The 22,486-nt window shown below is 42.3% G+C and carries 22 protein-coding genes and 1 riboswitch; of the genes, 19 read left to right on the forward strand and 3 right to left on the reverse strand.

The window, feature by feature from the left end; genetic code table 11:
• Nucleotides 1–114: 114 nt before the first annotated feature.
• Nucleotides 115–1,512 carry a M28 family peptidase gene (locus MKZ02_RS13265; protein ID WP_340853956.1) on the forward strand — a complete coding sequence of 466 codons (1,398 nt, stop codon included), beginning with the start codon at nt 115–117 and terminating at the stop codon, nt 1,510–1,512.
• A gap of 116 nt (nt 1,513–1,628) precedes the next feature.
• Here the strand turns inward: MKZ02_RS13265 and MKZ02_RS13270 are convergent, their stop codons facing one another.
• Nucleotides 1,629–1,928, reverse strand: coding sequence for a spore coat protein (locus MKZ02_RS13270; RefSeq protein WP_340853958.1), 300 nt, complete (start codon nt 1,926–1,928; stop codon nt 1,629–1,631).
• Nucleotides 1,925–2,131, reverse strand: a complete 207-nt coding sequence (locus MKZ02_RS13275) for a hypothetical protein (protein ID WP_120031567.1) — start codon at nt 2,129–2,131, stop codon at nt 1,925–1,927. Before MKZ02_RS13275 ends, MKZ02_RS13270 begins: the two co-directional genes overlap by 4 nt.
• A 192-nt stretch (nt 2,132–2,323) precedes the next feature.
• Between MKZ02_RS13275 and MKZ02_RS13280 the strand changes: the two genes are divergently transcribed.
• The 9 genes from MKZ02_RS13280 to MKZ02_RS13320 all read left to right on the forward strand — a co-directional run bounded on the left by MKZ02_RS13280 (nt 2,324) and on the right by MKZ02_RS13320 (nt 10,606).
• Nucleotides 2,324–2,539 (forward strand): spore coat protein, encoded by a 216-nt coding sequence (locus tag MKZ02_RS13280; protein WP_340853960.1) that lies wholly within the window; start codon nt 2,324–2,326, stop codon nt 2,537–2,539.
• 10 nt (nt 2,540–2,549) lie between these two features.
• Complete coding sequence (locus MKZ02_RS13285; RefSeq protein ID WP_340853962.1) at nt 2,550–2,912, forward strand: spore coat protein; 363 nt, start codon at nt 2,550–2,552, stop codon at nt 2,910–2,912.
• Between the two features lie 17 nt (nt 2,913–2,929).
• Nucleotides 2,930–4,066 carry a zinc-dependent alcohol dehydrogenase gene (locus MKZ02_RS13290; RefSeq protein ID WP_340853963.1) on the forward strand — a complete coding sequence of 379 codons (1,137 nt, stop codon included), beginning with the start codon at nt 2,930–2,932 and terminating at the stop codon, nt 4,064–4,066.
• A gap of 154 nt (nt 4,067–4,220) precedes the next feature.
• Entirely contained in the window at nt 4,221–4,541 is a 321-nt protein-coding gene (locus tag MKZ02_RS13295) for a 2Fe-2S iron-sulfur cluster-binding protein (RefSeq protein ID WP_120031559.1), read from the forward strand.
• A gap of 259 nt (nt 4,542–4,800) precedes the next feature.
• Nucleotides 4,801–5,181: a hypothetical protein gene (locus tag MKZ02_RS13300; protein ID WP_340853965.1), complete on the forward strand. Its 381-nt coding sequence runs from the start codon at nt 4,801–4,803 to the stop codon at nt 5,179–5,181.
• An 884-nt stretch (nt 5,182–6,065) separates the two neighbouring features.
• Nucleotides 6,066–7,073, forward strand: a complete 1,008-nt coding sequence (locus tag MKZ02_RS13305; protein WP_120037749.1) for a zinc-binding dehydrogenase — start codon at nt 6,066–6,068, stop codon at nt 7,071–7,073.
• Between the two features lie 303 nt (nt 7,074–7,376).
• The gene (locus MKZ02_RS13310) at nt 7,377–8,642 is read left to right on the forward strand and encodes a molybdopterin molybdotransferase MoeA (protein WP_120031555.1); all 1,266 of its coding nucleotides are present in this window, start codon (nt 7,377–7,379) and stop codon (nt 8,640–8,642) included.
• The gene (mobB, locus tag MKZ02_RS13315) at nt 8,627–9,154 is read left to right on the forward strand and encodes a molybdopterin-guanine dinucleotide biosynthesis protein B (protein ID WP_340853966.1); all 528 of its coding nucleotides are present in this window, start codon (nt 8,627–8,629) and stop codon (nt 9,152–9,154) included. Before MKZ02_RS13310 ends, mobB begins: the two co-directional genes overlap by 16 nt.
• A gap of 429 nt (nt 9,155–9,583) precedes the next feature.
• Entirely contained in the window at nt 9,584–10,606 is a 1,023-nt protein-coding gene (locus MKZ02_RS13320) for a ThiF family adenylyltransferase (RefSeq protein ID WP_120031551.1), read from the forward strand.
• Nucleotides 10,607–10,620: 14 nt separating this feature from the next.
• Here the strand turns inward: MKZ02_RS13320 and moaC are convergent, their stop codons facing one another.
• Nucleotides 10,621–11,115, reverse strand: a complete 495-nt coding sequence (moaC, locus tag MKZ02_RS13325) for a cyclic pyranopterin monophosphate synthase MoaC (protein WP_120031548.1) — start codon at nt 11,113–11,115, stop codon at nt 10,621–10,623.
• 120 nt (nt 11,116–11,235) lie between these two features.
• Here moaC and MKZ02_RS13330 point away from each other — a divergent pair, with 120 nt between their 5' ends.
• The 9 genes from MKZ02_RS13330 (at nt 11,236) to MKZ02_RS13370 (ending at nt 22,450) form a co-directional block, all read left to right on the forward strand.
• Complete coding sequence (locus MKZ02_RS13330; RefSeq protein ID WP_120031546.1) at nt 11,236–11,706, forward strand: molybdenum cofactor biosynthesis protein MoaE; 471 nt, start codon at nt 11,236–11,238, stop codon at nt 11,704–11,706.
• Nucleotides 11,699–11,929: a molybdopterin converting factor subunit 1 gene (moaD, locus tag MKZ02_RS13335; protein ID WP_120031544.1), complete on the forward strand. Its 231-nt coding sequence runs from the start codon at nt 11,699–11,701 to the stop codon at nt 11,927–11,929. The genes MKZ02_RS13330 and moaD overlap by 8 nt, the downstream gene beginning before the upstream one ends.
• Before the next feature lie 5 nt (nt 11,930–11,934).
• On the forward strand, nt 11,935–12,543 hold the full coding sequence (locus MKZ02_RS13340) for a molybdenum cofactor guanylyltransferase (RefSeq protein WP_120031542.1): 609 nt from the start codon (nt 11,935–11,937) through the stop codon (nt 12,541–12,543).
• A 58-nt stretch (nt 12,544–12,601) separates the two neighbouring features.
• Nucleotides 12,602–13,612: a GTP 3',8-cyclase MoaA gene (moaA, locus tag MKZ02_RS13345; RefSeq protein WP_120031540.1), complete on the forward strand. Its 1,011-nt coding sequence runs from the start codon at nt 12,602–12,604 to the stop codon at nt 13,610–13,612.
• A 24-nt stretch (nt 13,613–13,636) separates the two neighbouring features.
• On the forward strand, nt 13,637–14,158 hold the full coding sequence (locus MKZ02_RS13350; protein ID WP_340853970.1) for a MogA/MoaB family molybdenum cofactor biosynthesis protein: 522 nt from the start codon (nt 13,637–13,639) through the stop codon (nt 14,156–14,158).
• A gap of 249 nt (nt 14,159–14,407) precedes the next feature.
• Nucleotides 14,408–14,491, forward strand: a riboswitch (cyclic di-GMP riboswitch).
• A gap of 87 nt (nt 14,492–14,578) precedes the next feature.
• A complete protein-coding gene (locus MKZ02_RS13355) occupies nt 14,579–16,702 on the forward strand; it encodes a sensor domain-containing protein (RefSeq protein WP_340856398.1) in 2,124 nt (707 codons plus the stop codon).
• 293 nt (nt 16,703–16,995) lie between these two features.
• Nucleotides 16,996–18,366, forward strand: a complete 1,371-nt coding sequence (locus MKZ02_RS13360; RefSeq protein WP_340856400.1) for a sigma-54 interaction domain-containing protein — start codon at nt 16,996–16,998, stop codon at nt 18,364–18,366.
• Between the two features lie 406 nt (nt 18,367–18,772).
• Nucleotides 18,773–20,389, forward strand: coding sequence for an amidohydrolase (locus tag MKZ02_RS13365; RefSeq protein ID WP_340853972.1), 1,617 nt, complete (start codon nt 18,773–18,775; stop codon nt 20,387–20,389).
• A gap of 462 nt (nt 20,390–20,851) precedes the next feature.
• Nucleotides 20,852–22,450 carry an amidohydrolase gene (locus MKZ02_RS13370; RefSeq protein WP_340853973.1) on the forward strand — a complete coding sequence of 533 codons (1,599 nt, stop codon included), beginning with the start codon at nt 20,852–20,854 and terminating at the stop codon, nt 22,448–22,450.
• Nucleotides 22,451–22,486 lie beyond the last annotated feature (36 nt).

Consider the following 22,486-nt stretch of genomic DNA (forward strand, 5'->3'; position numbering starts at 1 on the left):
TATACGGATAATAGCCTATTTGGAAAACGCTTACTTTGTTATATGATTATCAAGAACTTACATATTTACCAAACATTAAAAAAGTTAATAGAAATGGAGAAAGAGGGGGATGGAATGAATCAATGGAAAAAGGCGGTATTATCAGGGACTATTGCAGCAGGTATGATGGTGATGCCACTCTCAGTATACAACACACCGGCTGCTGTCGAGGCATCAACGCAGGCATTTGACAACAAAATCATCAAAAAAATTGATGCTGAAAAAATTTATAAGCATGTATCAGAATTATCGGTCGGAATTGGTGAGCGTGTGGCAGGCACGGAAGCAGAGAAAAGAGCAGTTGACTATATTGTATCCCAGTATCGTTCCTATGGATTAGATGTAAACATCCAGCCGTTTGACTTCCAAACTTACCAAGAAGCGCAAGAAGTTTCTTTAAAAATTGAAGGGCAAGCTGAACAAAACTTTAAACCAACTGCTTTCAAGTATTCTCCTAATACGCCGAGTGCAGGAATAACAGGGGAAATAGTCTATGTAGGCCTTGGAGAAGCGTCTGATTTTGCCGGGAAGGATTTAAAAGGAAAAATTGCGCTCGTTGAACGAGGAACGATCGCTTTTGCTGACAAAGTCGCTAATGCAACAGCAGCGGGGGCGAACGCAGTCCTTATTTACAATAATGTAGCTGGTGCCTTAAAAAGTAACCTTCCTTCCACTGGTGAGTTTGTGCCCACACTCGGCTTAACAAAGGCAGAGGGAGATAAATTGAAAGCTTCGATTGAGAAAGAGCAGACAGTGACAGCAACTGTAAAAGTTCTTGGAGCTGCCATGGTCACCAAAACATCCTATAACGTCATTGCTACGAAAAAGGCTCATAAAAATCATGACACTGGACAGATTCTCTATGTTGGATCTCACCATGATTCCGTGCCTGGCTCACCAGGTGCAAGCGATAATGCTTCCGGTGTAGCCGTGAATCTGGAGATTGCCCGTGTCCTGAGTAACCAGCAAACAGACACGGAAATACGGTTCCTTACATTTGGAGCTGAGGAGCTTGGCTTGCTTGGGTCTTATCATTATGTTTCCACTTTAACGAGCGAAGAAAAAGACCGTTCTGTTGGCATGTTTAACTTTGACATGGTCGGCAGTAAAAATGCAGGAGAGATGATCATGTTTACAGTAGATGGCGAGAGAAACATTGTTACGAATACTGGCGCTTCTGCAAGCACGCGTGTGTTCAGTCCGCTTACTTATGGAAAAGTGGGCCGGAGTGATCATCAGCCATTCCACGACGGCGGTATTCCGGCAGCTGTTTTCACCTATGCACCGTTAGAGCCGGAATACCATCAGCCAACGGATACAATTGATAAAATCAGCAAAGAAAAAATGGAGAACATGGCAAAAGTAGTAAGTGCCGGCATTTATCAAATTGCCCGCAAAGATACACCGGCTCTAGAGCGCTCCAAAGTAGCGCCAAAACCAGTAGAGCCGCCATTTGAAAATCGTCCGCTATAACAGTCTGTTCTTGTTTGGCAGATTGTGAAGAAAAAACAAGAGGGTGCCTGGAAGCTTGCTTCTAGGTACCCTTTTTACGATTTACATACTTTTATCATTTTATATAGGTGAAAGAGTTAATCTTTAACCATATTGATCGCAGCCTGGGCCGCTTGGAAGTCCACCTGCAGCTGTTCGTTTAACTTGCCTGGATGGTAATACCCCTTATTTATCATATAGTTGCTGATATTCTTATGTGTCTCAATCGCTGTTCTCAGCTGTTCTCTTAATGTGGACCGTAACTCAGGTGTAGCTGTTTCTGTAAGGGCTACCGCAAGGTTTCTAACTCCTTCTTTTGCTGAAATTAGAAAATCAGTGGCGATGACTTGATCTGTCATTCCGCCCATTCCTACAAGGCTCTTTACAATTTGATTCATGAATAACTTCCTCCTTTCTTGAGAAAGGCTTGTAGCTGCTGTATGTGTCCTTGCCCGATAGTGGCATCATTTTCAAGTAATGTTTTTAATTCCTCATCCTTTACTAGCCCGCTCATTAATGCTGACTTTGTCACACAAAGATTTTTAAATGTAAGTAATTCATGTGCATCCACTGTCTCATGAAGTCCTAAAGAATGTTTCACCTTTTTCCCTCCCTACTTATTGTGTACCTGTTTAGGTTATGTAATCGTGTAACGATTATCCCTGTGTCTCGGAACAACCAATGAGCTGCACTAACGCTTTCAACAGTTTTGTTGCCCACATTCATAGCCCTTTGTATAGATAGTTACTGCTGGAGGGAAAATAACGCTGTTAAGACGGCGGAGGTGAACAAAATGACGCAAGAAGCAATGGGTTATCATGAAACGATGGAGGCTCATGAAATTTTTAATATGAAAACTGTTGGTTTGCTCAAATCTAAAATGATGCAGGGGCTTTGTCTTGATAATGATTTAAAAAAATTAATGGAAAAAGATGTCCAACAGTCCATTCAAGCTATTCGGGAATTACAGGAACTATACAATAAAGCTCGAACCGACTATACGCAATGAGGTGAAAAAGATGAAAATGGATTTTTTAGATCCTGTAAATGCTGAAGGAATGCTTGAGAAAACAGATGCCGCTATTGCTTTGGATTTTTTGTTAGCTATTAAAAATAGCATTCGCAATTATGCATTTGCTGTGACAGAAACGGCGAGCCCAGAGGTAAGAGATACTCTATATCGGCAGCTGGAACAAGCGCTGGATTTACACGAGGAGGCTTCCGAGCTGATGATGAATAAAGGGTGGCTCTATCCGTATGATGTCGGAAAGCAAGTGGAATTAGATTTGAAGTCAGCAGCAATGGCGCTTGATATCGCTGAGATGACTCTTTTTCCTGTTGACACAGACCGACAGGGTATGATGGCAACGCCTGACAAGTAAAAGGAGGAGAAACATTTATGAAGGCCGTGACGTATCAAGGTTTAAAAGATGTCCGTGTGAAGGACGTAACAGATCCGGCAATTGAGAAAGCGGATGACATTCTTGTAAAAGTAACCGCTTCAGCTATATGCGGCTCAGATCTTCATTTAATCCACGGACTCATTCCCAATATGCCAACGGATTACATTATCGGTCACGAGCCAGTGGGCATCGTTGAGGAAGTAGGCCCTGAAGTAACGAAAGTAAAAAAAGGAGATCGTGTTATCATCCCTTTTAACGTTAGCTGTGGTGAATGCTGGTATTGTAAAAATGATGTAACGAGCCAGTGTGACAACTCAAACCCGCACGGAGACATGGGTGGATTTTTGGGCTATTCTGAAACTACGGGTGGATACGCCGGCGGTCAAGCTGAATATTTGCGTGTCCCTTACGGGAATTTTACTCCTTTCAAAATTCCAGAGAACTGTGAAATAGAGGATGAAAAACTAGTTTTACTGGCGGATGCTGCATCAACAGCTTATTGGAGCGTTGATCATGCAGGAGTAAAGAACGGCGATACGGTTATCATTTTAGGTTGCGGGCCGGTCGGATTGCTTGCCCAAAAATTTGCCTGGTTAAAAGGAGCAGAAAGAGTGATTGCTGTCGATCATCTTCAATACCGCTTGAACCATGCTCAAAACACGAATAAAGTAGAAACGGTTAATCTTGAACAACATGAGAATACAGGAAACTACTTAAAGGAAATTACTCATGGCGGAGCTGATGTCGTGATTGATTGTTCGGGGATGAGCGGGAAGATGACTCCGATGGAATTTCTTGCGTCAGGCTTAAAGCTTCACGGCGGGGCTATGAGTGGGATAACCATCGCTTCCCAAGCTGTGAGGAAGGCAGGAACTATTCAGGTAACGGGCGCCTATGGCGGTCGGTACAATGGTTTTCCGCTTGGCGACATTTTTCAGCGAAATGTAGATATTAAAACTGGCCAGGCGCCAGTCATTCCGGTGATGCCACGTTTATACGAAATGATGACTGAAGAGAAAGTGGATTTAGGTGACGTAATCACACACGTGTTGCCGCTTGATCAAGCAAAGCACGGATATGAAATATTCGATACAAGAACAGACGGTTGTATTAAAGTTATTTTAAAGCCCTGAGATACTTGTTCAGCAAAAAGCCAGCATATTTGCCGGCTTTTTTATCTTTATCTTTCTTGAGCCCCCGTATACAAATCAGCCTTTTAACCGACACTTGATGTAATTGTATGAAAAGAAAGAGCAACCAAAATGTTTTCTGAGAGGTGGCTACGTAATGCCGATTATCACTGTGATAGGTCATGGAGAGTTTGAGGTGGAGAAAGGCAGAAAGCTAGTCTTAGCATTGGAGGATAACGGTGTAGACATCCTTCACCAATGCGGCGGAAAAGCAAGATGTACGACTTGTCGAGTAGAGGTGCTGGCGGGTGAATATTATGAAGTAACTAACGCCGAAAAACAGGCCTTCTCCGAAAAAGGAATTGAAGACCTTCTGCGACTATCCTGTCAAGTTTATGTAAATGGGGATGTAACGGTGCGACCTATATTGACTATGAAAAATTCCGGCTTGAAGGCAGGTCCAAGACCCGCTGAATAAGTATAATGAAAGACATAAGAAGAGGGGTGACATCTGTCCAAATAGCCGCTCGCTCAAAGGATATGTGCACAAGCTTATTGTGAAATAAACTAAATATTAAACGCTGTTTCAGTATAATATGAACAGAAGAAGATCGAATGCTTTTGCCATTAAGCCTTCTTTTGTGAATAATTACAAATTAAAAAAGCGCCCAAGAAAATAAATCATTAAGGCATATGATTTATTGACATCCACTTTTAAAGAGACGGAGGCGCTTTTTATGAATATAGAGACTGAACACTTGGCAGAAGAGCCTTTTTATGACGGAAATACAGCAGAAGAGCAGACCATTGATGATGATATGAGAATCGGAAGAATCGGTCGCCCCTTTGGCTTCGGCAGACCATTTGGCTTCGGCAGACCATTTGGCTTTGGCAGACCATTTGGCTTTGGCAGACCGTTTGGCTTTGGCCGTCCATTCGGCTTTGGTTTTGGCTACCCTTATTACGGCTTTGGTTATCCGTTCCTCGGAGGTTTTACTGCAGGGTTATTAGGAGGCGCCTTGCTTGCTCCTTATGCTTATGGCTACCCTTATGCCTATGGTTATCCTTATGCCTATGGCTATCCATATGGATACGGTTATCCGGGCTACTACTGGTAAGCAATCGAGGTGGCAGCAGAACGACATGCAGCTGTTCGTTGTGAAAAAAGGAACTAGAAACCATTAGCAATGATTAGCAAAGTTTTACTGCTGATCAAGTCTATTGTTTAAGCAGATAAACAGCATAGGGTTATTTTAGGCAGATGAAAGCTGACAGATAGGCAGGCTTAGACTGCCTAATTTTTTGACTGTCCATCTCTTTCGAAACAGAGTACTGATCGGACAAGCAATTGATTTCTATAAAACAGCTAGTTCCTATCTAACCTATTTATAGATATAAACTAAAGGAGAGGTCTCATAATGGAAGAGAAAGCTATAATTATTAAATGAGAAATGTCTTGTTTTGCTGTGTTTGAAAAAAGGACGGTTCGTTTCCAAGCCAGAGAAGATAGATTAGTAGCTTGGAAATCTAGAAGCAGTCTCACTGACATGAATATTAAAATGTATAGAGACAATACCAAAGGTTACCGTCCGAAATTTATCCTAATCAATAATGAAGTAAGGATCACCCTTATCACATCAATCGTAAGATTCAACGAGAAGTTTTCCACTGATCCTCTTTTTCGAATTCCCCCGGATAAAAGGCTGTTTAATGTCCCATTAAAGCCGCTCATCGTTAAAAAATGCTATCAACGAATCATTTCTTCTATCAATAGAGATAGGGCTTTAACAGTCACGAAATGACGCTGTAAAAAGGATATAATCGATTTTCTCTCGCTCTTTACATGCCTAATAGAAAAGCATTTGCTCTTAAGCCATTCACAAGAAATTTAGTAACTGGCTGGAAACAGATAGTATCGAAAAGGAGAGCAGAAAAGTTGTTATTTACTGATTATTCAGTTATTTTTGGGGTAGAGAAGAATTTTGAAAAGGGGGAAGATGGGATGAAAGCTATCGTTTTAAAAGAAATAGGAGGACCTGATCAACTAGTGTATGAAGAGGTGGACACTCCTGTGCCGCAGCCAAATGAGATACTAGTGCGACTAAAATATGCTTCACTTAATCGAAGGGACGTATGGATTACTTATGGACAATACCCGGGAATGAAGCTGCCATCAATTCTCGGGGCGGATGGAGCCGGAGAAATAGCTGGTTTAGGGGAAAATGTAAAAGGGAGAGAACTAGGAAGCGAAGTTATTATTAATCCTTCCTTGAACTGGGGAGATAGTGATCATTTCAATGGACCGGATTATTCTATATTGGGAATGCCGACAGATGGCACCTATGCTCAGTATGTAGCTGTCCCTGCTGAAAATGTGTACAATAAGCCAGAATATTTATCCATGGAAGAAGCGGCATCCATCCCATTATCGGCGTTAACTGCTTACCGGGCAGTTGTGGTTAGAGGGAAAGTGAAACAAGGCGAAACGGTGTTGATTCCGGGAATTGGCAGTGGAGTAGCACTCTTTGCTTTGCAAATTGCTGTAGCTGCAGGGGCAAATGTGTTTGTAACCTCAAGCAGTAAGGAAAAAATAGAGAAAGCGAGAGATTTAGGAGCAAAGGGTGGAGTGAATTACCGCAAGGATACATATGTGAAAGATTTAAAAGCACAGATGGGGGGCGCAGACCTTGCAATTGATGGCGTAGGAGGACAAACGTTTAATGATTTAATTCAATTAGCTAAGCCAGGCGGGAGGATTGTAAGTTTTGGAGCTACAACCGGCCCTGTTCCTGACCTTGTTCTTCCTCGTTTATTTTTTAAGCATTTGAATGTCATGGGATCAACCATGGGGAGTTCGCGTGACTTTGAAGATATGATCCAGTTCTTTGAAGAGCATCAGATAAGGCCAGCAATTGACCAAGTCTTTTCGCTGGAGGAAGCAGCTAAAGCTCAATCGTATATGGAAAAAGGGCATCAATTCGGTAAAATTATATTGGAAATACCGGAGTAAGAATGATAAAACCACTAAAGATAACGTACAAATGTTGCACCCAATGCGGCAGGACGTTCACAAGTCTTTGCCCTCTTTAGTTTCTCGTGAGAGTTTACAGTAAAAAAACAAATGTTTTTAATTGATCCAAGAGGGAAAGTAAGCTTTGTCTGTACTTAGGCTATGCCGGTGTTTTGAACCTATACGTGTTTTACGATACACTAAATAAAATAAACTGTGACACTGCAGCTATCTTGTTTTATAAAATACTCAAGGGATATTCAGAGAGAGATCAAATTTAACCAAAAGAGGAGACAGGAGAAGTTGGAAAAAAGAACACCTATTCCCGTTGCCGAAGCTGTAAGAAAGGTAATGGATCTGGCTGGCAACGGAACAAAAGAAACCATACATATTGATCAAGCTTATGGGCGGAGGCTTGCAGAAGATGTCATTGCGAAACATCCTGTGCCACCTTTTGACCGTTCTCCGTATGACGGCTTTGCCATTAGAGCGCAGGATTCCAAAACAGCTACAAGAGACAATCCTCTCACCTTTCGCATAGTTGGAGAGATTGGAGCAGGAGATCTATTCAATGGAGAAGTGAAAGAGCGGGAAGCAGTCAGAATTATGACAGGGGCGCAAATTCCTGATTCGTGTGATGCCGTTGTTATGTTTGAATTGACAGCTGAACATTCCGATGGGGCAGACAAGTATATGACGATTAAACGGCCGTTTTCATCCGGTGACAATGTTTCTTTTGCCGGTGAAGATACACAGGAAGGCAAAGTGCTTGTTCAAAAAGGAGAATACATAAATCCCGGTGTAATGGCTCTCTTAGCGACATTTGGCTATAGCACGGTAGAAGTAGCCAAACAACCAGTTATCGGTGTGTTTGCAACGGGGTCGGAGCTGTTGGATGTAGAGGAGAAACTAGAGCCAGGGAAAATCCGCAACAGCAATGCTCATATGATTCTTGCTCAGATTAAAAGAGCAGGAGCAGAGCCGCTTTATTTCGGAAAGCTGCCTGATCAATTTGATCTTTGTCTTACTGCTATCCAAGAAGCTCTGCAGACAGTAGATATACTTATCACTACTGGAGGGGTATCGGTTGGAGATTTTGATCTGTTGCCGGATATTTATGCAAAGATTGGTGCTGAAGTGCTCTTTAATAAAGTAGCGATGCGGCCGGGAAGTGTAACGACGGTTGCCAAGACGGAAGGTAAGATTTTATTTGGTCTGTCAGGGAATCCTTCCGCCTGTTATGTTGGATTTGAATTATTTGTTCGACCGATTGTTGTTCACCGCTCATTTTCTGAGAAGCCGCATTTAAAAAAGGTGAAAGCGGAGCTGGCGGCCGACTTTTTAAAGCCTAATCCATTCACTCGCTTCGTCAGGAGTTCCATTGATATGGAGACTGGTTTTCTGCGTGTAGATCCAAGCGGTTTCAATAAATCCAACGCAGTAGCTGTACTTGCCTATACAGACGTGTTGATGGTATTGCCCGGTGGTACAAGGGGCTTCCAGCAAGGCGACCTGGTTGATGTACTGCTGCTTGATTCTCATGAGGGCAGCGAATGGCCTTGGGGGTGAACAAGCCTATTCTTCAAGTGACCGGCTATCAGAACAGCGGAAAAACAACATTAATGGCCAAATTGATTGCAGAGGCAGGACGGCAGGGATGGACGGTAGCTTCTTTAAAGCATCACGGCCACGGGGGAACACCAGATAGACCTGAAGATTACAAGGACAGCGAAAGGCATCGGCAGGCGGGAGCGCTTGCCGCAGGGGTAGAAGGCGGCGGTGTTTTGCAAATAACAGCTGCGAAAACAAACTGGCGGCTTGAAGAGATTCTACCGCTGTATAACAGCTTTCCTGTCGATTTGCTATTAATTGAGGGATACAAACGAGCCGGGTATCCAAAAGTTGTTTTAATTAAAGAGCCGCACGAACTGGAATTACTTGAACAACTGGTAAACGTTCAAGCGGTGATTAGCTGGAAGCCCATTGCGCTGCAGCAGCCGACCTGTCCCGTATTCCTGCTTTCAGAAGAAGAGAGGTATATAAATTGGTTTGTGAGCTACATGCGCAACAGTCTAGTTTGATAATCAGAGGCCCTTTCGCTTATCTGGAGCATACTGCCCTCATTGGATAGTATGCCTTTTCGTAAAAAAGAAGAAAATCTAACTCATTAGAGGGGGCTGTCTTCAGCAAGGAATCCTATTTTACCGCACGGCCGGTTTGATTTTTCAGTTGCAAAATTTACACAGGATGGCAGAGGCAAGGAAGAAGACCATGTTGAGTAAGAAAACGATCGGTCGTGTTGTATTTCTCAATTGATCTGTGAGTGAAAGTCCGCCTTGGACAGATGAATACATTCAATTTATGGTAAAATAATAAAGATTGAGAGAACTAAATGAGCCGCTATAGCTAGGTATATTAGACTTTTACAAAACATAAAATAAAAGATTTTCAAGCAGGAAATTTGCTTGCATAATAGATAGTCAGTCTTGCCCCTAGAAAGGAAGATCAAGATGCAGGGACGTTATTCAAGACAAGAGCTGTTTTCTCCTGTCGGCAAAGAAGGACAGAAAAAGTTGCAGGAGAAGCATGTGCTTCTTATTGGCGCAGGGGCCCTCGGGACAGGAAATGCAGAAGCGTTAGTGCGTGCGGGAATCGGCCGTCTGACGATCGTTGACCGTGATTATGTGGAAGAAAGTAACTTGCAGCGCCAGCAGCTGTACAGTGAAGAGGATGCAAGACTGGCTCTTCCCAAAGCAATCGCTGCAAAACGTAGGCTTACTGCTATTAACTCGGCGGTCAGGATCCAAGCAGAAGTAATGGATGCTTCTTATGCTGAGTTGCTAAAATGGGCTGAAGAGGCAGATTTGATTATTGATGCAACCGATAATTATGAAACAAGGCTCATGATTAACGATGCCGCCCATCAGCTGGGAGTTCCGTGGATATATGGCGCCTGTACAGGCAGCCATGGTATGGTGTTTGCTATATTGCCTGGAGAAACACCGTGTCTCCGCTGTTTATGGGAAAAAGGAGCAGTCGGCACTGGACATACGTGTGACACGGCAGGTATTATTGGCCCGGCAGCCACTCACGTCATTTCCTATCAGGTAACAGAAGCATTGAAGATATTAGTGGAAGATTGGGAGGCGCTAAACGGTAAGCTTATTATGTTTGATCTTTGGAAAAATATGCATCAGGAGATCAAGGTGAGCAAAGTAAAGCGAAAAACGTGCCCTACATGCGGCGAATCGCCAGTTTATCCGCATCTTTCCCATGAAAATCTAGCAAAAGTATCAGTGTTATGCGGGAGAAATACCGTGCAGATTCGCCCGGTGCATGCAAGAAAAGTAAATCTTCTGGAATTAGAGCGTTCGTTTATCCGACAAGGTTATGCCGTCAAGCGCAATCCATATATGGTGACCGTTCATTTCTCTCCTCACCGACTAGCTGTGTTTTATGACGGCCGGGTCCTGGTCCATGGAACGAACGACCAAACAGAGGCAAAAAAGTATTATGCTAAATTATTTGGGTAACGAACGGCCTGTCTCTAACGGACAGGCTCGCTGCGGTGAAAATCGCCGTTTTTTCCGCCGGATTTCTCTACTAAATAAGTAGGGCCGATCACCATACCTTTGTCGACTGCTTTGCACATGTCATAAACGGTCAAGGCACAAGCGGACGCAGCTGTAAGAGCCTCCATTTCTACACCTGTGCTGCCTTTGGTTTTCACAGAAGCAGCAATAACCAGCCTGTAGTTGGCATCTTCGCTTACCCAATCAAAGGAGATATTTACACCGCTGATAGGAATGGGATGGCACATGGGGATGAGAGAGGACGTCTGTTTGGCAGCCATAATGCCAGCTACCTGGGCAACAGCAAGCACATCCCCTTTTTTTATCGACTGATCGTTGATTTGCTGATAAATTTGTTCATTGACGAGCACGCTTGTTTGGGCAACCGCCGAGCGATGAGACGCCTGTTTTTCAGTGATATCCACCATTTTCGCTCGGCCTTGGTTGTTAAAATGAGTAAATTCAGACATACAATCCCTCTTTTCAGTATGATTTTCCTTAAATATGGCTATTTGATTGTAACATGGAAGGAGAATGAACCGAAATAAGAGAAGTTTATTAACATAGATTTTTAGAAGGGGGAACGGAAGGTGGAACGGTTATTTGTTGTGACAGATCGCCCGATTTCTATTGAAGAGGTAACGAAGAAAGTAGTCCGACCGGAAGCGGGGGCCATCTCTAATTTTATTGGAACTGTTCGGGAGTATACACATGGTCGCCGGACTTTATCCTTAACATACGAAGCTTACCAATCGATGGCTGAAAAACAGTTAGAGAAGATTGGAGAAGAAATTAGCCAGAAATGGCCAGAGGCAAAAACGGCTATTACACATCGGACAGGGCATTTAAAGATTTCTGATATTGCCGTGGTGATTGCCGTGTCTACTCCACATCGCAAGGATGCGTTCAGGGCGAGTGAATATGCCATTGAACGAATTAAACAAATTGTGCCTATCTGGAAAAAAGAACATTGGGAAGACGGAGAAAAATGGATCGGCAATCAATTGGAGACAGAAGCCTATCCAGAAGGAAGACCGAAAGGAGAAAATATGTATGATTAACATTCTTTGTTTTGCTCATTTGAAAGAGCAGATTGGCAAAGAGCAGTTGGAAGTAGCGAGCAACGAATTGACCGTAGAAGAGTTGTTAAGCGAACTGCGTGAAAAGTACTCTATTGAGACAGACACGCTCATTGTAGCTGTCAATGAGGAATATGCCGACTCAGATGATGTGGTCCGTTCCGGCGATACAGTGGCGCTTATTCCGCCTGTAAGCGGAGGGTAAAAGCATTGACCACAGAAAAAGAGAAGCTGTGGGCCGGTGTCATACTTGCTGGTGGGGAATCAAGCAGGTTTGGTGAGCCTAAAGCCTTCGTCCGATACAATGGAAAATACTTTTATGAGTATTCTTTGCAAGCTCTCGTCCCTTTTACCAATCAAGTGGTGATCATCAGTCATCCATCACTTACCAGCCGATTTAGTCAAGATCCCGCTGTCAAGGTAACAGAAGACATCCCCCCTTTTTGCGGGAAAGGGCCGATGGCTGGCTTATATAGCGCAATGAAGCAGGTTACCGCCGAATGGTATGTGGTTCTTCCATGTGATATGCCATTAATAAACGAAAAAGTGATGAATGCACTCATTGCTGAAGCAGATCGGTCATTTGATGCTGTGATTCCCAGCATAGCCGGCCGTCAACAGCCGCTTGCAGCCGTTTATCATCGCCGAGTGTTGCCTGTTATTACAGCCCAGCTTACAAAGGGAAACTATCGGATGATCGATTTACTTAGTGAAGTAAACGTTAAGAAAATAACGGAAGCTGATCTCCAATCAACTGAAAGGTTATTCCAAAACATCAATACGAAGGATGCCTATCGCCAATTATTTGTAGATGAGTAAGGCGCTCTGCCTCCATGCAAACATCTGCACAGCCGTGGCATCCAGAAAGGAGAAATGAATGGGACAAGTAAAAGACCAGTTTAACAGACCGCTAAGAGACATTCGGATTTCCTTGACGGATCAGTGTAACTTCCGCTGTTCTTATTGTATGCCGGCTGAAATCTTTGGCGCAGACTATCCGTTTTTACCGAAAGAGGAATATTTGACGTTTGAGGAAATTATCCGTGTCGTTCAAGCAGCAACAGAGCTTGGCGTAGAGAAAGTCAGGTTGACGGGAGGAGAGCCCCTGCTTAGAAAAGACCTCCCCGAGTTAATTCATGGCTTATATGCCAAGACAAATATTAAGGATATTGCTTTAACAACGAATGGTGTCTTGTTGCCCAAGTATGCTACAGCATTGAAATCGTCTGGCTTGCAACGGGTGAATATTAGTATGGATGCGATTGATGATACCATTTTTAAACAAATGAACGGCCGATCTGTCAGCGTGAAAACCGTACTGAGAGGAATTGAATCAGCGCAGAAGGCCGGCCTTGGCATTAAAATAAATATGGTTGTGAAAAAAGGTGTAAATGAGCAACAAATTTTGCCAATGGCGACTTATTTTAAAAAAGAAGGTATTCCCCTTCGTTTTATTGAATTTATGGATGTAGGAAGCACGAATGGCTGGCAGCTTTCTTCGGTCGTATCCAAGCAAGAAATCGTCAAGTTCATCAGCAGCAAATTTCCTGTAGAACCAGCAGATGAAGCGTATTACGGCGAAGTAGCGAGCCGTTTTCGTTATAAGGATGGAAGCGGAGAGTTTGGTGTGATTTCTTCAGTGACAGAATCATTCTGCTCGACATGTACCCGGGCAAGAATATCTGCAGATGGAAAATTGTACACTTGTCTATTTGCTACAAAAGGCAGCGATTTAAAGGCTGTGCTCCGATCGACGAGTTCAATAGAAAAAGTAAGAGATCATATGTCAGCTCTTTGGCTTGCGCGAACGGACCGCTATTCGGATGAGCGAACGGAAGAAACAGCAAAGAACCGGCCAAAAATTGAGATGTCTTATATTGGCGGTTAAAGAAGAGAGGTGCACCCATTTCACATGAATGAAAGACGAGTACATGCTCATAAAGGGCAAGCGGCAAAGCATGTTGTCTGTCAGGTGATTACTGTCAGCGATACACGAACAGAAGAAACGGATAAAAGCGGAAAAAAAATTAAAGAGTTTTTAATCAACAGTCACCATTCCATTGCACGCTACCAGATCGTTCCTGACGAAAAGGAACAGATTACAGGAGCTGTTCGGCAAGGGATTGAAGACCCCCAAATCAATGCGGTTATCATTAATGGAGGCACCGGTGTGGCTAAGCGGGATGTGACGATTGAAGCAGTGGCACCGTTGTTTGAGAAAGAGCTAACCGGATTTGGTGAGTTGTTTCGTTATCTTAGTTATACAGAAGATATCGGTTCTGCGGCTATCTTATCCCGAGCTGTTGCAGGTGTAGCTGGAGAAACGATCATTTTTGCGCTGCCGGGTTCTACTGGCGCAGTAACATTAGCGATGGAAAAACTGGTTTTGCGTGAAGTTGGCCATATTGTGGCAGAATTAAATAAAGATAGATAAGTGAATAAGGATAAAAAACGAGTAAGACGAGGTGTATTTATCCTTTTCTCTTGTCAGAGGAAAAAGCAAGGTTTTTGATCTAGGCCTCATAAATATTGTTAGGTTTCTTTGTGAAATAGGCCTCATTAAGAGACGAATAATGCTAGAAATAAATAACGGTAGACATTGACTTGACGGGTATATCGAACTATGATAATTGTATAAAAAACGTTAGTCTAATAAGACATTTGTGGAATTTTTTTATAACAATCTTATGGTGGAAGCGATGAACAGTCATTTGTATGTGGGCACTTGAATGGCTTGGAGCGAGTAGTGCAACCGACTCTTTTTTGAGTCGGTTTTTTTGTTTGGATATACCCAGATATGTATAGTAAATATTGTACAGCAAAAGAAAAAACAAAGAGAAGAGAGAGATTTATCATGCCTGTACCTTCTAAGAATGTAGAAGACAATCAATTGGAGAATATTTTAAAAGAGTTGACAGATGTCAAATATGCAATTGATCAGTCTTCTATTGTCGCTATTACCGATCATCAAGGAAAGATACTTTACGTGAATGAAAAATTTTGCAAAATTTCTAAATACAATGAGGAGGAACTCCTTGGTGAAGATCACTGTATATTGAATTCGGGTTATCATTCACGGGAGTTTTTTAAACAAATGTGGGCAACGATTGGTTCCGGTCAAATCTGGAAGGGAGAGATAAGAAACAAGGCGAAAGATGGGTCGTTTTATTGGGTAGACACAACGATTGTTCCTTTTTTGAATGATCTCGGGAAACCTTATCAATATGCATCGATAAGAAACGATATTAGTCTTCGAAAGAAGATGGAAGAGGAATTGAGAGAGAGCGAGGGGAAATATCGACTAATTGCAGAGAATTCATCTGACTTGGTATCAGTGATTGATCAGTCAGGAAGCTTCCTCTACATGTCTCCATCTCATGCATTGTTGTTGGGCGATGAGCTTGCGAAATTAGAGTCAGGAAGGATCTTTCAATGGGTGCATGAAGAAGATCAACTGACTCTTTCTGAAGAGTTAAAGCTTCTGGCTGCTAAAAAGAAAGTATCCTCGCTGCTCGAATTCCGTATAAAGACGAACCGGGGAGCGTATAAGGACACGGAAACGAAGATTAATCCCGTCATTGATAAAGATGGTGAGATCAAAAGCTTCGTGCTGGCGATGCGAGATATAACCGAACGGAAAAAATCAGAGAGAATGATTTATCATTTAGCTTATCATGATACATTGACGGACTTGCCTAACCGCCGATTATTCATGAACCGATTGAGAAAAGAAGTGGATCATGCTAAGAGTTATTCTTCTCAGCTTGCTGTTATGTTTATCGACTTGGATCGCTTTAAGTTTGTGAATGATTCTTGGGGACATGAGAATGGAGACTTTATCCTAACTGAGGCTGCTCGCCGTATTAAAAACTCGCTGCGACCAAGTGATTTAGTCGCACGGCTGGGTGGAGATGAATTTACTGTGTTGCTAAACAATGTATCGGGCATGGAAGAGCTGGATCAGATTGCCAAAAGGATTCATTCTAACTTTCAAGAACCATTGAAAGTTGCAGGCGAGCACTATACGCTTTCCTGCAGTATTGGCATTGCGCTTTTTCCGGTGAACGGTGAAGATGCAGATGAATTATTAAATAAAGCGGATACCGCTCTTTATTCCGTTAAGAAACGGGGCAGAAACGGCTATGCATTATTTAAACCAGAGATGGAAGAGAAATCCTTGGAGCGCATCCTGCTGGAGAATGAATTAAGAAAAGCGATTGAGCTTGAGCATTTTCATATTGATTATCAGCCCAAAATGGATATTTCTAAAAATCAACTCATCGGAATGGAGGCGCTTGTCCGCTGGGACCATCCGGAGCTGGGGAGGATCTCTCCCAATAAATTTATTCCGGTTGCCGAGGAAACGGGCCTTATTCTTCCTCTTGGAGAGTGGGTTCTCCGGCGTGGATGTAGGCAAAATAAAGAATGGCAAAACAAAGGGTACCCACCATTAAAAATCTCGGTTAATATGTCTGTTCGCCAATTAGCGCATCCCAATATTATAGAGAGAATTGAAGAAATTTTAACAGAGACCGGATTGGAGGCACAATGGCTGGAGCTTGAAGTAACGGAAAGTGTATTTGCAGATATCGATCACGCGGCCGATACTTTGCAAAGACTGCGGGACATCGGTATTCATATTTCTATTGATGACTTTGGTACTGGATATAGTTCATTTAGCTACATTAAATATTTACCTGTGGATACGTTGAAAATCGATGCCTCTTTCATTCGGGATATTCATCAAAATGAAGAAAGTCAGGCAATTGTACAAGCTGTTTTAACACTTGCACGGACGCTTGGGATCAATGTTATTGCTGAAGGGGTGGAGAGCCAGGAGCAATTAGATGTACTGAATGAGGATGGCTGCAGCCAAGGACAAGGGTTTTTATTTAGCAAACCGTTGTCAGGAGAAGACTTTGAAACCTATTTAATCGAAGCGGCCGAAAGAGGGCAAAGCGAAAAAGCAGACGGCTAGCATGAATGAAAATAATACGAACGTTGAAAAAATTTAGTTTATGAATAATAATTTATTTAACCCTGGGGGTCGCTTTTGCATAGGCTCACCATCAGGGTTTTTATGCTTATGCCAGCTAATCATTCAAGCAATCTGTCATACATCTGCACGGCAATAAATTTTGCAGCCTTTAATTTTCAAAAAAGGACATGGTACAATTGGAATACACTAATTTTCTAAGCGGACATTTTAACTGACGAGCGGTCTGCTGCATAGATGACGAACTTTCACACCGGATAGGAGGAGAAAAGGTGATGATTGATGTAGAAAGTTTTAAAAACTTATCCGATTTCGACAATGTATTAGTCGTCGATGCGAACGGAAATGTTATTTTTTATGATATGGCTGACTTAAATATATTGAAAGAGCTTCATCTCAGACCCGAAAACTTTCTAGGGAAACATGTCACCTCTTTTTATAAAGATTTAACCAACGAAAATAGCACGTTAATGAATGTATTAAGAAGTGGCCGTCCCCTTTGTAACATTAGACAGGAAATTACAACAACAAAAGGAAATGTAGTAGTATCGGTTAATTCGACTTACCCAATCAAAGAAGGAGATAGAATTATTGGAGCGGTTGAGTTTTCTAAACACTTTTTTCCGAAAGAAAATATTCAGCATATGGATAAGTATGCTCGCCATAAAGTGTACCGTAAAAATGATACCATTTATACAATTGATGATATTATCACCGTCAATCCAACTATGATAGCTATTAAAAATAAAATCGAAAAAATTTCAAAAACGGATTCAACTGTACTTATTTACGGAAGGACAGGAACAGGAAAAGAAGTTATTGCCCAAGCTATACATAATTTAAGTGACAGATACAGCCAGCCTTTCGTTTCTTTAAATTGTGGAGCCGTTCCCGCTAACTTGCTCGAAAGCACGTTATTTGGAACAACGAAAGGGAGTTTTACCGGGGCAGAAGATAAACAAGGCCTATTTGAACAAGCGGAGGGCGGAACGCTGTTCTTGGATGAAATTAATTCTTTAGAGATTGGCCTTCAGGTAAAACTTCTAAAAGCAATTGAAGAAAAGTCCGTTAGGCGCATAGGGGGCAAAAAAAATATTAAGGTGGATTTAAGAGTGATCTCAGCGACAAATGAGGATCCTGATCTACTAATTGCCGAGAAGAGAATGAGAGAAGATCTTTATTATCGGCTAGGGGTGGTCCAAATTGATCTACCCAACTTAAAGGAACGACAGGAAGATATTGAAGTACTATTGGAGCATTATGTCAACTTCTATAATAATAATATGAATATTTTTATCGATGAGATTGATCAGGAAGTGATGGATTGCTTTAAAGCCTATGACTGGCCGGGGAATATTAGGGAATTAAAAAACGCAGTAGAGACTGCCTTTAATCAGGCAAATGACCATCGGATTACACTAGAAGATATCCCGAAGAGGATTCGGGAATATAAACGGCCTGTTCCTGAAGCTAATAGAATAAGTGCTACCATTCATTCTCTTCGTGAAGCAGTAGAGGATTATGAGAAAAAAATTATTATGGGTGAGTTGGAACAGGCCAATGGGGTCATAGCTCAGACAGCAAGAAGACTCGGGCTTTCTAAACAATCATTAAAATACAAAATGGATAAATACAGATTGCGGTAAAATTTTTTTACGAGGGAGGGAGAATTTTCTCCCTCTTTTTTGTGTGGAGAAAGAAAATTCTTTCGCCAATCGCTTTGACAAACTTTAAATAAGTCAGCCGTTTTCCAGTCATAAAGCAATGGGGAAGAGTGGAAGGATATATTCCTGATAAAATTGGCACATTAATTGCATTTGAATATAACGTCAGCAAAATTATTAATTAACATGCGCAAGCATATACGGCGCAACCGCTTTTATTTTGGATGACTTAAGCAACAACACACCAATAAAAACAAGAAAATGAAAGCGGATCATTCAATCTTTAGTAGGGATTGAGTAGGTGAGCGTTGAGGGTCTGCCAAGAAATAAGTGGGCAAATCGAAAAGTAAGCATCTAATAATTTAATTTGGGAAGGAAAACGATAGAAATGAACAACCAAGGCATAATAACTTTTATAAACGGCAAAATCTTCACATCTAATTCCGACCAACCATATGCAACTGCTATGAAGGTGCAAGATGGCAAAATTATATGGGTTGGCAAACAGGAGGAGGTTGCCTTAACAGCAGGTGATGTCATCGATCTTCAAGGTCAACGGGTACTTCCGGGACTCATTGATGCTCATCTTCACCCATGGCATTTAGCTATGTATTCAAAGCAAATTGCTGCTCTTCCTCCGAATGTCTATTCTATCGCTGAGTTGATTGAAAAGATTCAGGAAGCGAGAAAGAATTTGAAGGAGGGCTCCTGGATTCAATGCTGGGGATATGATGAGGGGAAATTAGCGGAAGGTCGGATGCCGACACGTTGGGATCTCGATAAAGCTGCTCCAGATGTGCCTGTGATTGCCAGTCGCTCATGTGTTCATATTGCTACGGTGAATAGCAAAGTATTAGAGATGGCCGGCATCACAAAAGATACGCCAAATCCTCCGGGTGGACAAATTGATAAGGATGAAAATGGCGAACCGACAGGCGTTTTGCGTGAAAGTGCAAGGGAATTAGTATTTAAAATTATGCCTGTTCAGACAATTGAAGAGGATGCTTTAGCATTAGCCGAGCTAAGTCCTAAATTACTTGCTCATGGCATTACAGCGGTGACCGATTTAATGGCTAGAGTAGAACCGGTTGATTACTTGGAGATGTACAATCAAGGCCGTGAAAAAGGGTTGAAGCAACGCACGGTGCTTTACTACCTATGGGAAGATTTACAAAAACGACCGATTCAAGATAAGGAGCGAACAAATCGAGAGAATCCTATTCATATTGGCGGAATCAAACTGTTTTCAGATGGAAGCATTTCTGGACAGACAGCATGGGTGAATCCGCCATTTTTGGGTGAAGGAGAAAATGGCGGAATTGCTACTACGTCAAAAGCAGAATTATTGGCTGCGGGTGAAGCGGCTAAACAATACGGCATTCAGTTAGTGATTCATGCGATGGGGGAGCAAGCGATCGACTTAATTGTTGATACGTTCTATGATAAAGAAGGCTGGCTGGAGGACGCTCCATCCGTCAGAATCGAGCATGTTACTTTGCCTACTAAACAAGCGATGAAACGCATGGCTAAAGCCAGAATTGGCATTGTTACACAACCGGTTTTCCTATATGCCGAAATAGAGAGCTATTTGAAAAACTTAGGAGCGGAAAGGACAAAAAGCACTTATCCTATAAAATCGATGCTAAAAGAGGGCATAGAAGTCGCCTTTTCATCTGATGCCCCAGGAACAGCATGGGCTGACCCGGTAAATCCATTCCTTGGAATTAAATCAGCTATTACACGCAAGGCATATGATGGAACGGACACTGGACAAGATGAGAGGGTAGATGTGGCTACAGCGATTGAGCTTTATACAAGAGCGGCTCAGCAGTTGACACGTATTCCGAATGTCGGCCAGTTAAAACCGGGTTATTACGCAGACTTCATTATACTTGATCAAGATATTTTAGAGATCGATCCACAAAAAATTGATGAACTTCAAGTCATGGAAACCTATATGGGCGGAAAGTGTGTGTATCAAAGAGAAGCGGCAGTAAAAAGTTAAATGAGATATGAACTTTGTAGGATGAGAGGAGAAATAGATCTGTCATTCCATAAAGAATATAGTGAATACTTCACATATTCGATAGGTTAACACTTTCTATTTTGGGAGAGACAAACATCCCGGTTTATTTATGTTAGGCTTCAGAACAGTGAAGCTTAATTTTTTAATGCTTCCTGATCAAGGGAGGGAACTTTATCGTTTATTACAACAATTATTCGAACGGCGTTAGGGTTTTATATGCGGCCGCAGACCTTTGACTCGACACTAAAGAAAGGCAGCCTTCATGTAGGCATAAAGCTAGCAGCAATTTAATAGTAGCCGCCTTTTTTCAATAAATATTTTTAATATTTTATTAGTAAGATCTTTATTTTTTGATAAAATAATTGTAATTATGCATGATTATGCAGTTAATAGACGCCCGTTATGTGCTTTTATTTTACTTGATGTTTTGGGAGGGTCATTATGTCAAAGTCAATATTTACTAATGGGGTAATTCACACATTTGATGAAAACCAACCGTTAGTTGAAACAGTCGTCGTAGACGGTGGACGGATTACAGAGATAGGATCCCATAAAGAAATGATGACAAAATGGGGAGATAGCGACACAAAAATTATCGATTTACAAGGGAAGATGGTGACTCCCGGACTGATTGACAGTCATCTTCATCTTTCAGGGGTGGCTTTTCAATATTTGGATTTAAATTTGATTGGGATCACATCTAAACGAGAGATGCTTGAAAAAATACGCGAGAGAGCGAGTGCCACTCCGCCGGGTAAGTGGCTGCTTGGTATGGGATGGGATGAGAACCTTTTTACCGATGGAACGATGCCGACGATACAGGAACTAGATCAAGTTGCCCCGCATTGCCCGGTTTTCTTAAAGAGAATCTGTCACCATGCATTTCTTGTAAACAGTAAAGCACTTGAAATGTCCCATTACGACCCGTCCATAACAGTCCCAACTGGCGGAAGAATTGTTCTTGATGAAACTACCAAAAAACCAACGGGTTTGCTGCTTGAATCGGCTTCTAAGCTGGTTACCGATTACATACCGGACCATACATATGAGGAATTGAAGTCCGGCCTGGGGCAAGCAATGGACCATGTCGCACAGCGGGGGATAACAAGCGTCCATACGAATGATCCGCTCTACCTGGGCGGCTTTGATCAAACATATAAAATGTATGATGAATTAATCAATGAAGAGGAAAAAGGTCTGCGGTGCAACCTTTTAATTGATTACCCTTTTCTTGATCGCTTGAAGGAGAGAGGCATATATGCAGGTTATGGGAATGATAAATTGCAAATTGGTGCAGTAAAGATTTTTGCAGACGGGGCCTTTGGGAAAAGAACCGCTTTACTCTCAGACCCTTATTATGATGCGCCGAACCAGTTTGGGGAAGCGCAGCACAGCCAGGAAGAGCTTTATCACATGGTGAAAGAGGCAAGAGAGCACTCCATGCCAATAGCTGTTCATACCATTGGTGATCAGGCAGTAGAAAATGTGCTGGAAATACTTGATCAATTTCCGAAAGTCAATCACCGCGACCGCATTATCCATGTGTCGTTGCTGCGAGAGGACTTGATCCAGCGCTTGGCAAAGTCACACATAGTAGCAGACATTCAACCGAGATTTTTAGTTGGGGATTTCCCGTGGGTAAAAGAAAGACTTGGAGAGCAAAGAATCCAGTATTTATATGCCTGGAAATCGCTGTTAACGGCTGGAGTAGTATGTGCAGGGGGGTCCGATGCACCGGTCGAGCCTGTTGATCCGTTATTAGGTATTCATGCAGCAGTCACCCGGAGAGACCCTGCACAATTGCATGACGGCTGGAATGAAAAAGAGAAGCTGTCAATGCTTGAATCGTTCAAGCTATTTACCATCGGTGGGGCATACGCGACAAATGAGGAACATAAAAAAGGAACGATCTCGCCTGGGAAGCTAGCCGATATGACGGTTTATTCAAACGACATTTTGTCAATGGAGGATCCAGACGAACTGTTAACGACCAAAATCGAGATGACCATCGTGGACGGAAAGGTTGTTTACCAGGGGTAAACAACTAAAGAGAATGCCATTAATAATGGAACCGAC

The organism is Pseudobacillus sp. FSL P4-0506, from assembly GCF_038003025.1.
GTDB lineage: Bacteria > Bacillota > Bacilli > Bacillales > Domibacillaceae > Pseudobacillus.

What these genes read in the sequence shown, in the direction of transcription:
- MKZ02_RS13270 (WP_340853958.1), bottom strand. Translation starts at nt 1,928, where the DNA reads ATGAATCAAATTGTAAAGAGCCTTGTAGGAATGGGCGGAATGACAGAT.
- MKZ02_RS13350 (WP_340853970.1), top strand. Translation starts at nt 13,637, where the DNA reads ATGAATGAAAGACGAGTACATGCTCATAAAGGGCAAGCGGCAAAGCAT.
- MKZ02_RS13355 (WP_340856398.1), top strand. Translation starts at nt 14,579, where the DNA reads ATGCCTGTACCTTCTAAGAATGTAGAAGACAATCAATTGGAGAATATT.
- MKZ02_RS13305 (WP_120037749.1), top strand. Translation starts at nt 6,066, where the DNA reads ATGAAAGCTATCGTTTTAAAAGAAATAGGAGGACCTGATCAACTAGTG.
- MKZ02_RS13300 (WP_340853965.1), top strand. Translation starts at nt 4,801, where the DNA reads ATGAATATAGAGACTGAACACTTGGCAGAAGAGCCTTTTTATGACGGA.
- MKZ02_RS13320 (WP_120031551.1), top strand. Translation starts at nt 9,584, where the DNA reads ATGCAGGGACGTTATTCAAGACAAGAGCTGTTTTCTCCTGTCGGCAAA.
- MKZ02_RS13285 (WP_340853962.1), top strand. Translation starts at nt 2,550, where the DNA reads ATGAAAATGGATTTTTTAGATCCTGTAAATGCTGAAGGAATGCTTGAG.
- moaA (WP_120031540.1), top strand. Translation starts at nt 12,602, where the DNA reads ATGGGACAAGTAAAAGACCAGTTTAACAGACCGCTAAGAGACATTCGG.
- MKZ02_RS13360 (WP_340856400.1), top strand. Translation starts at nt 16,996, where the DNA reads ATGATTGATGTAGAAAGTTTTAAAAACTTATCCGATTTCGACAATGTA.
- MKZ02_RS13295 (WP_120031559.1), top strand. Translation starts at nt 4,221, where the DNA reads ATGCCGATTATCACTGTGATAGGTCATGGAGAGTTTGAGGTGGAGAAA.
- MKZ02_RS13265 (WP_340853956.1), top strand. Translation starts at nt 115, where the DNA reads ATGAATCAATGGAAAAAGGCGGTATTATCAGGGACTATTGCAGCAGGT.
- MKZ02_RS13370 (WP_340853973.1), top strand. Translation starts at nt 20,852, where the DNA reads ATGTCAAAGTCAATATTTACTAATGGGGTAATTCACACATTTGATGAA.
- MKZ02_RS13280 (WP_340853960.1), top strand. Translation starts at nt 2,324, where the DNA reads ATGACGCAAGAAGCAATGGGTTATCATGAAACGATGGAGGCTCATGAA.
- moaD (WP_120031544.1), top strand. Translation starts at nt 11,699, where the DNA reads ATGATTAACATTCTTTGTTTTGCTCATTTGAAAGAGCAGATTGGCAAA.
- MKZ02_RS13365 (WP_340853972.1), top strand. Translation starts at nt 18,773, where the DNA reads ATGAACAACCAAGGCATAATAACTTTTATAAACGGCAAAATCTTCACA.
- MKZ02_RS13290 (WP_340853963.1), top strand. Translation starts at nt 2,930, where the DNA reads ATGAAGGCCGTGACGTATCAAGGTTTAAAAGATGTCCGTGTGAAGGAC.
- moaC (WP_120031548.1), bottom strand. Translation starts at nt 11,115, where the DNA reads ATGTCTGAATTTACTCATTTTAACAACCAAGGCCGAGCGAAAATGGTG.
- mobB (WP_340853966.1), top strand. Translation starts at nt 8,627, where the DNA reads ATGGCCTTGGGGGTGAACAAGCCTATTCTTCAAGTGACCGGCTATCAG.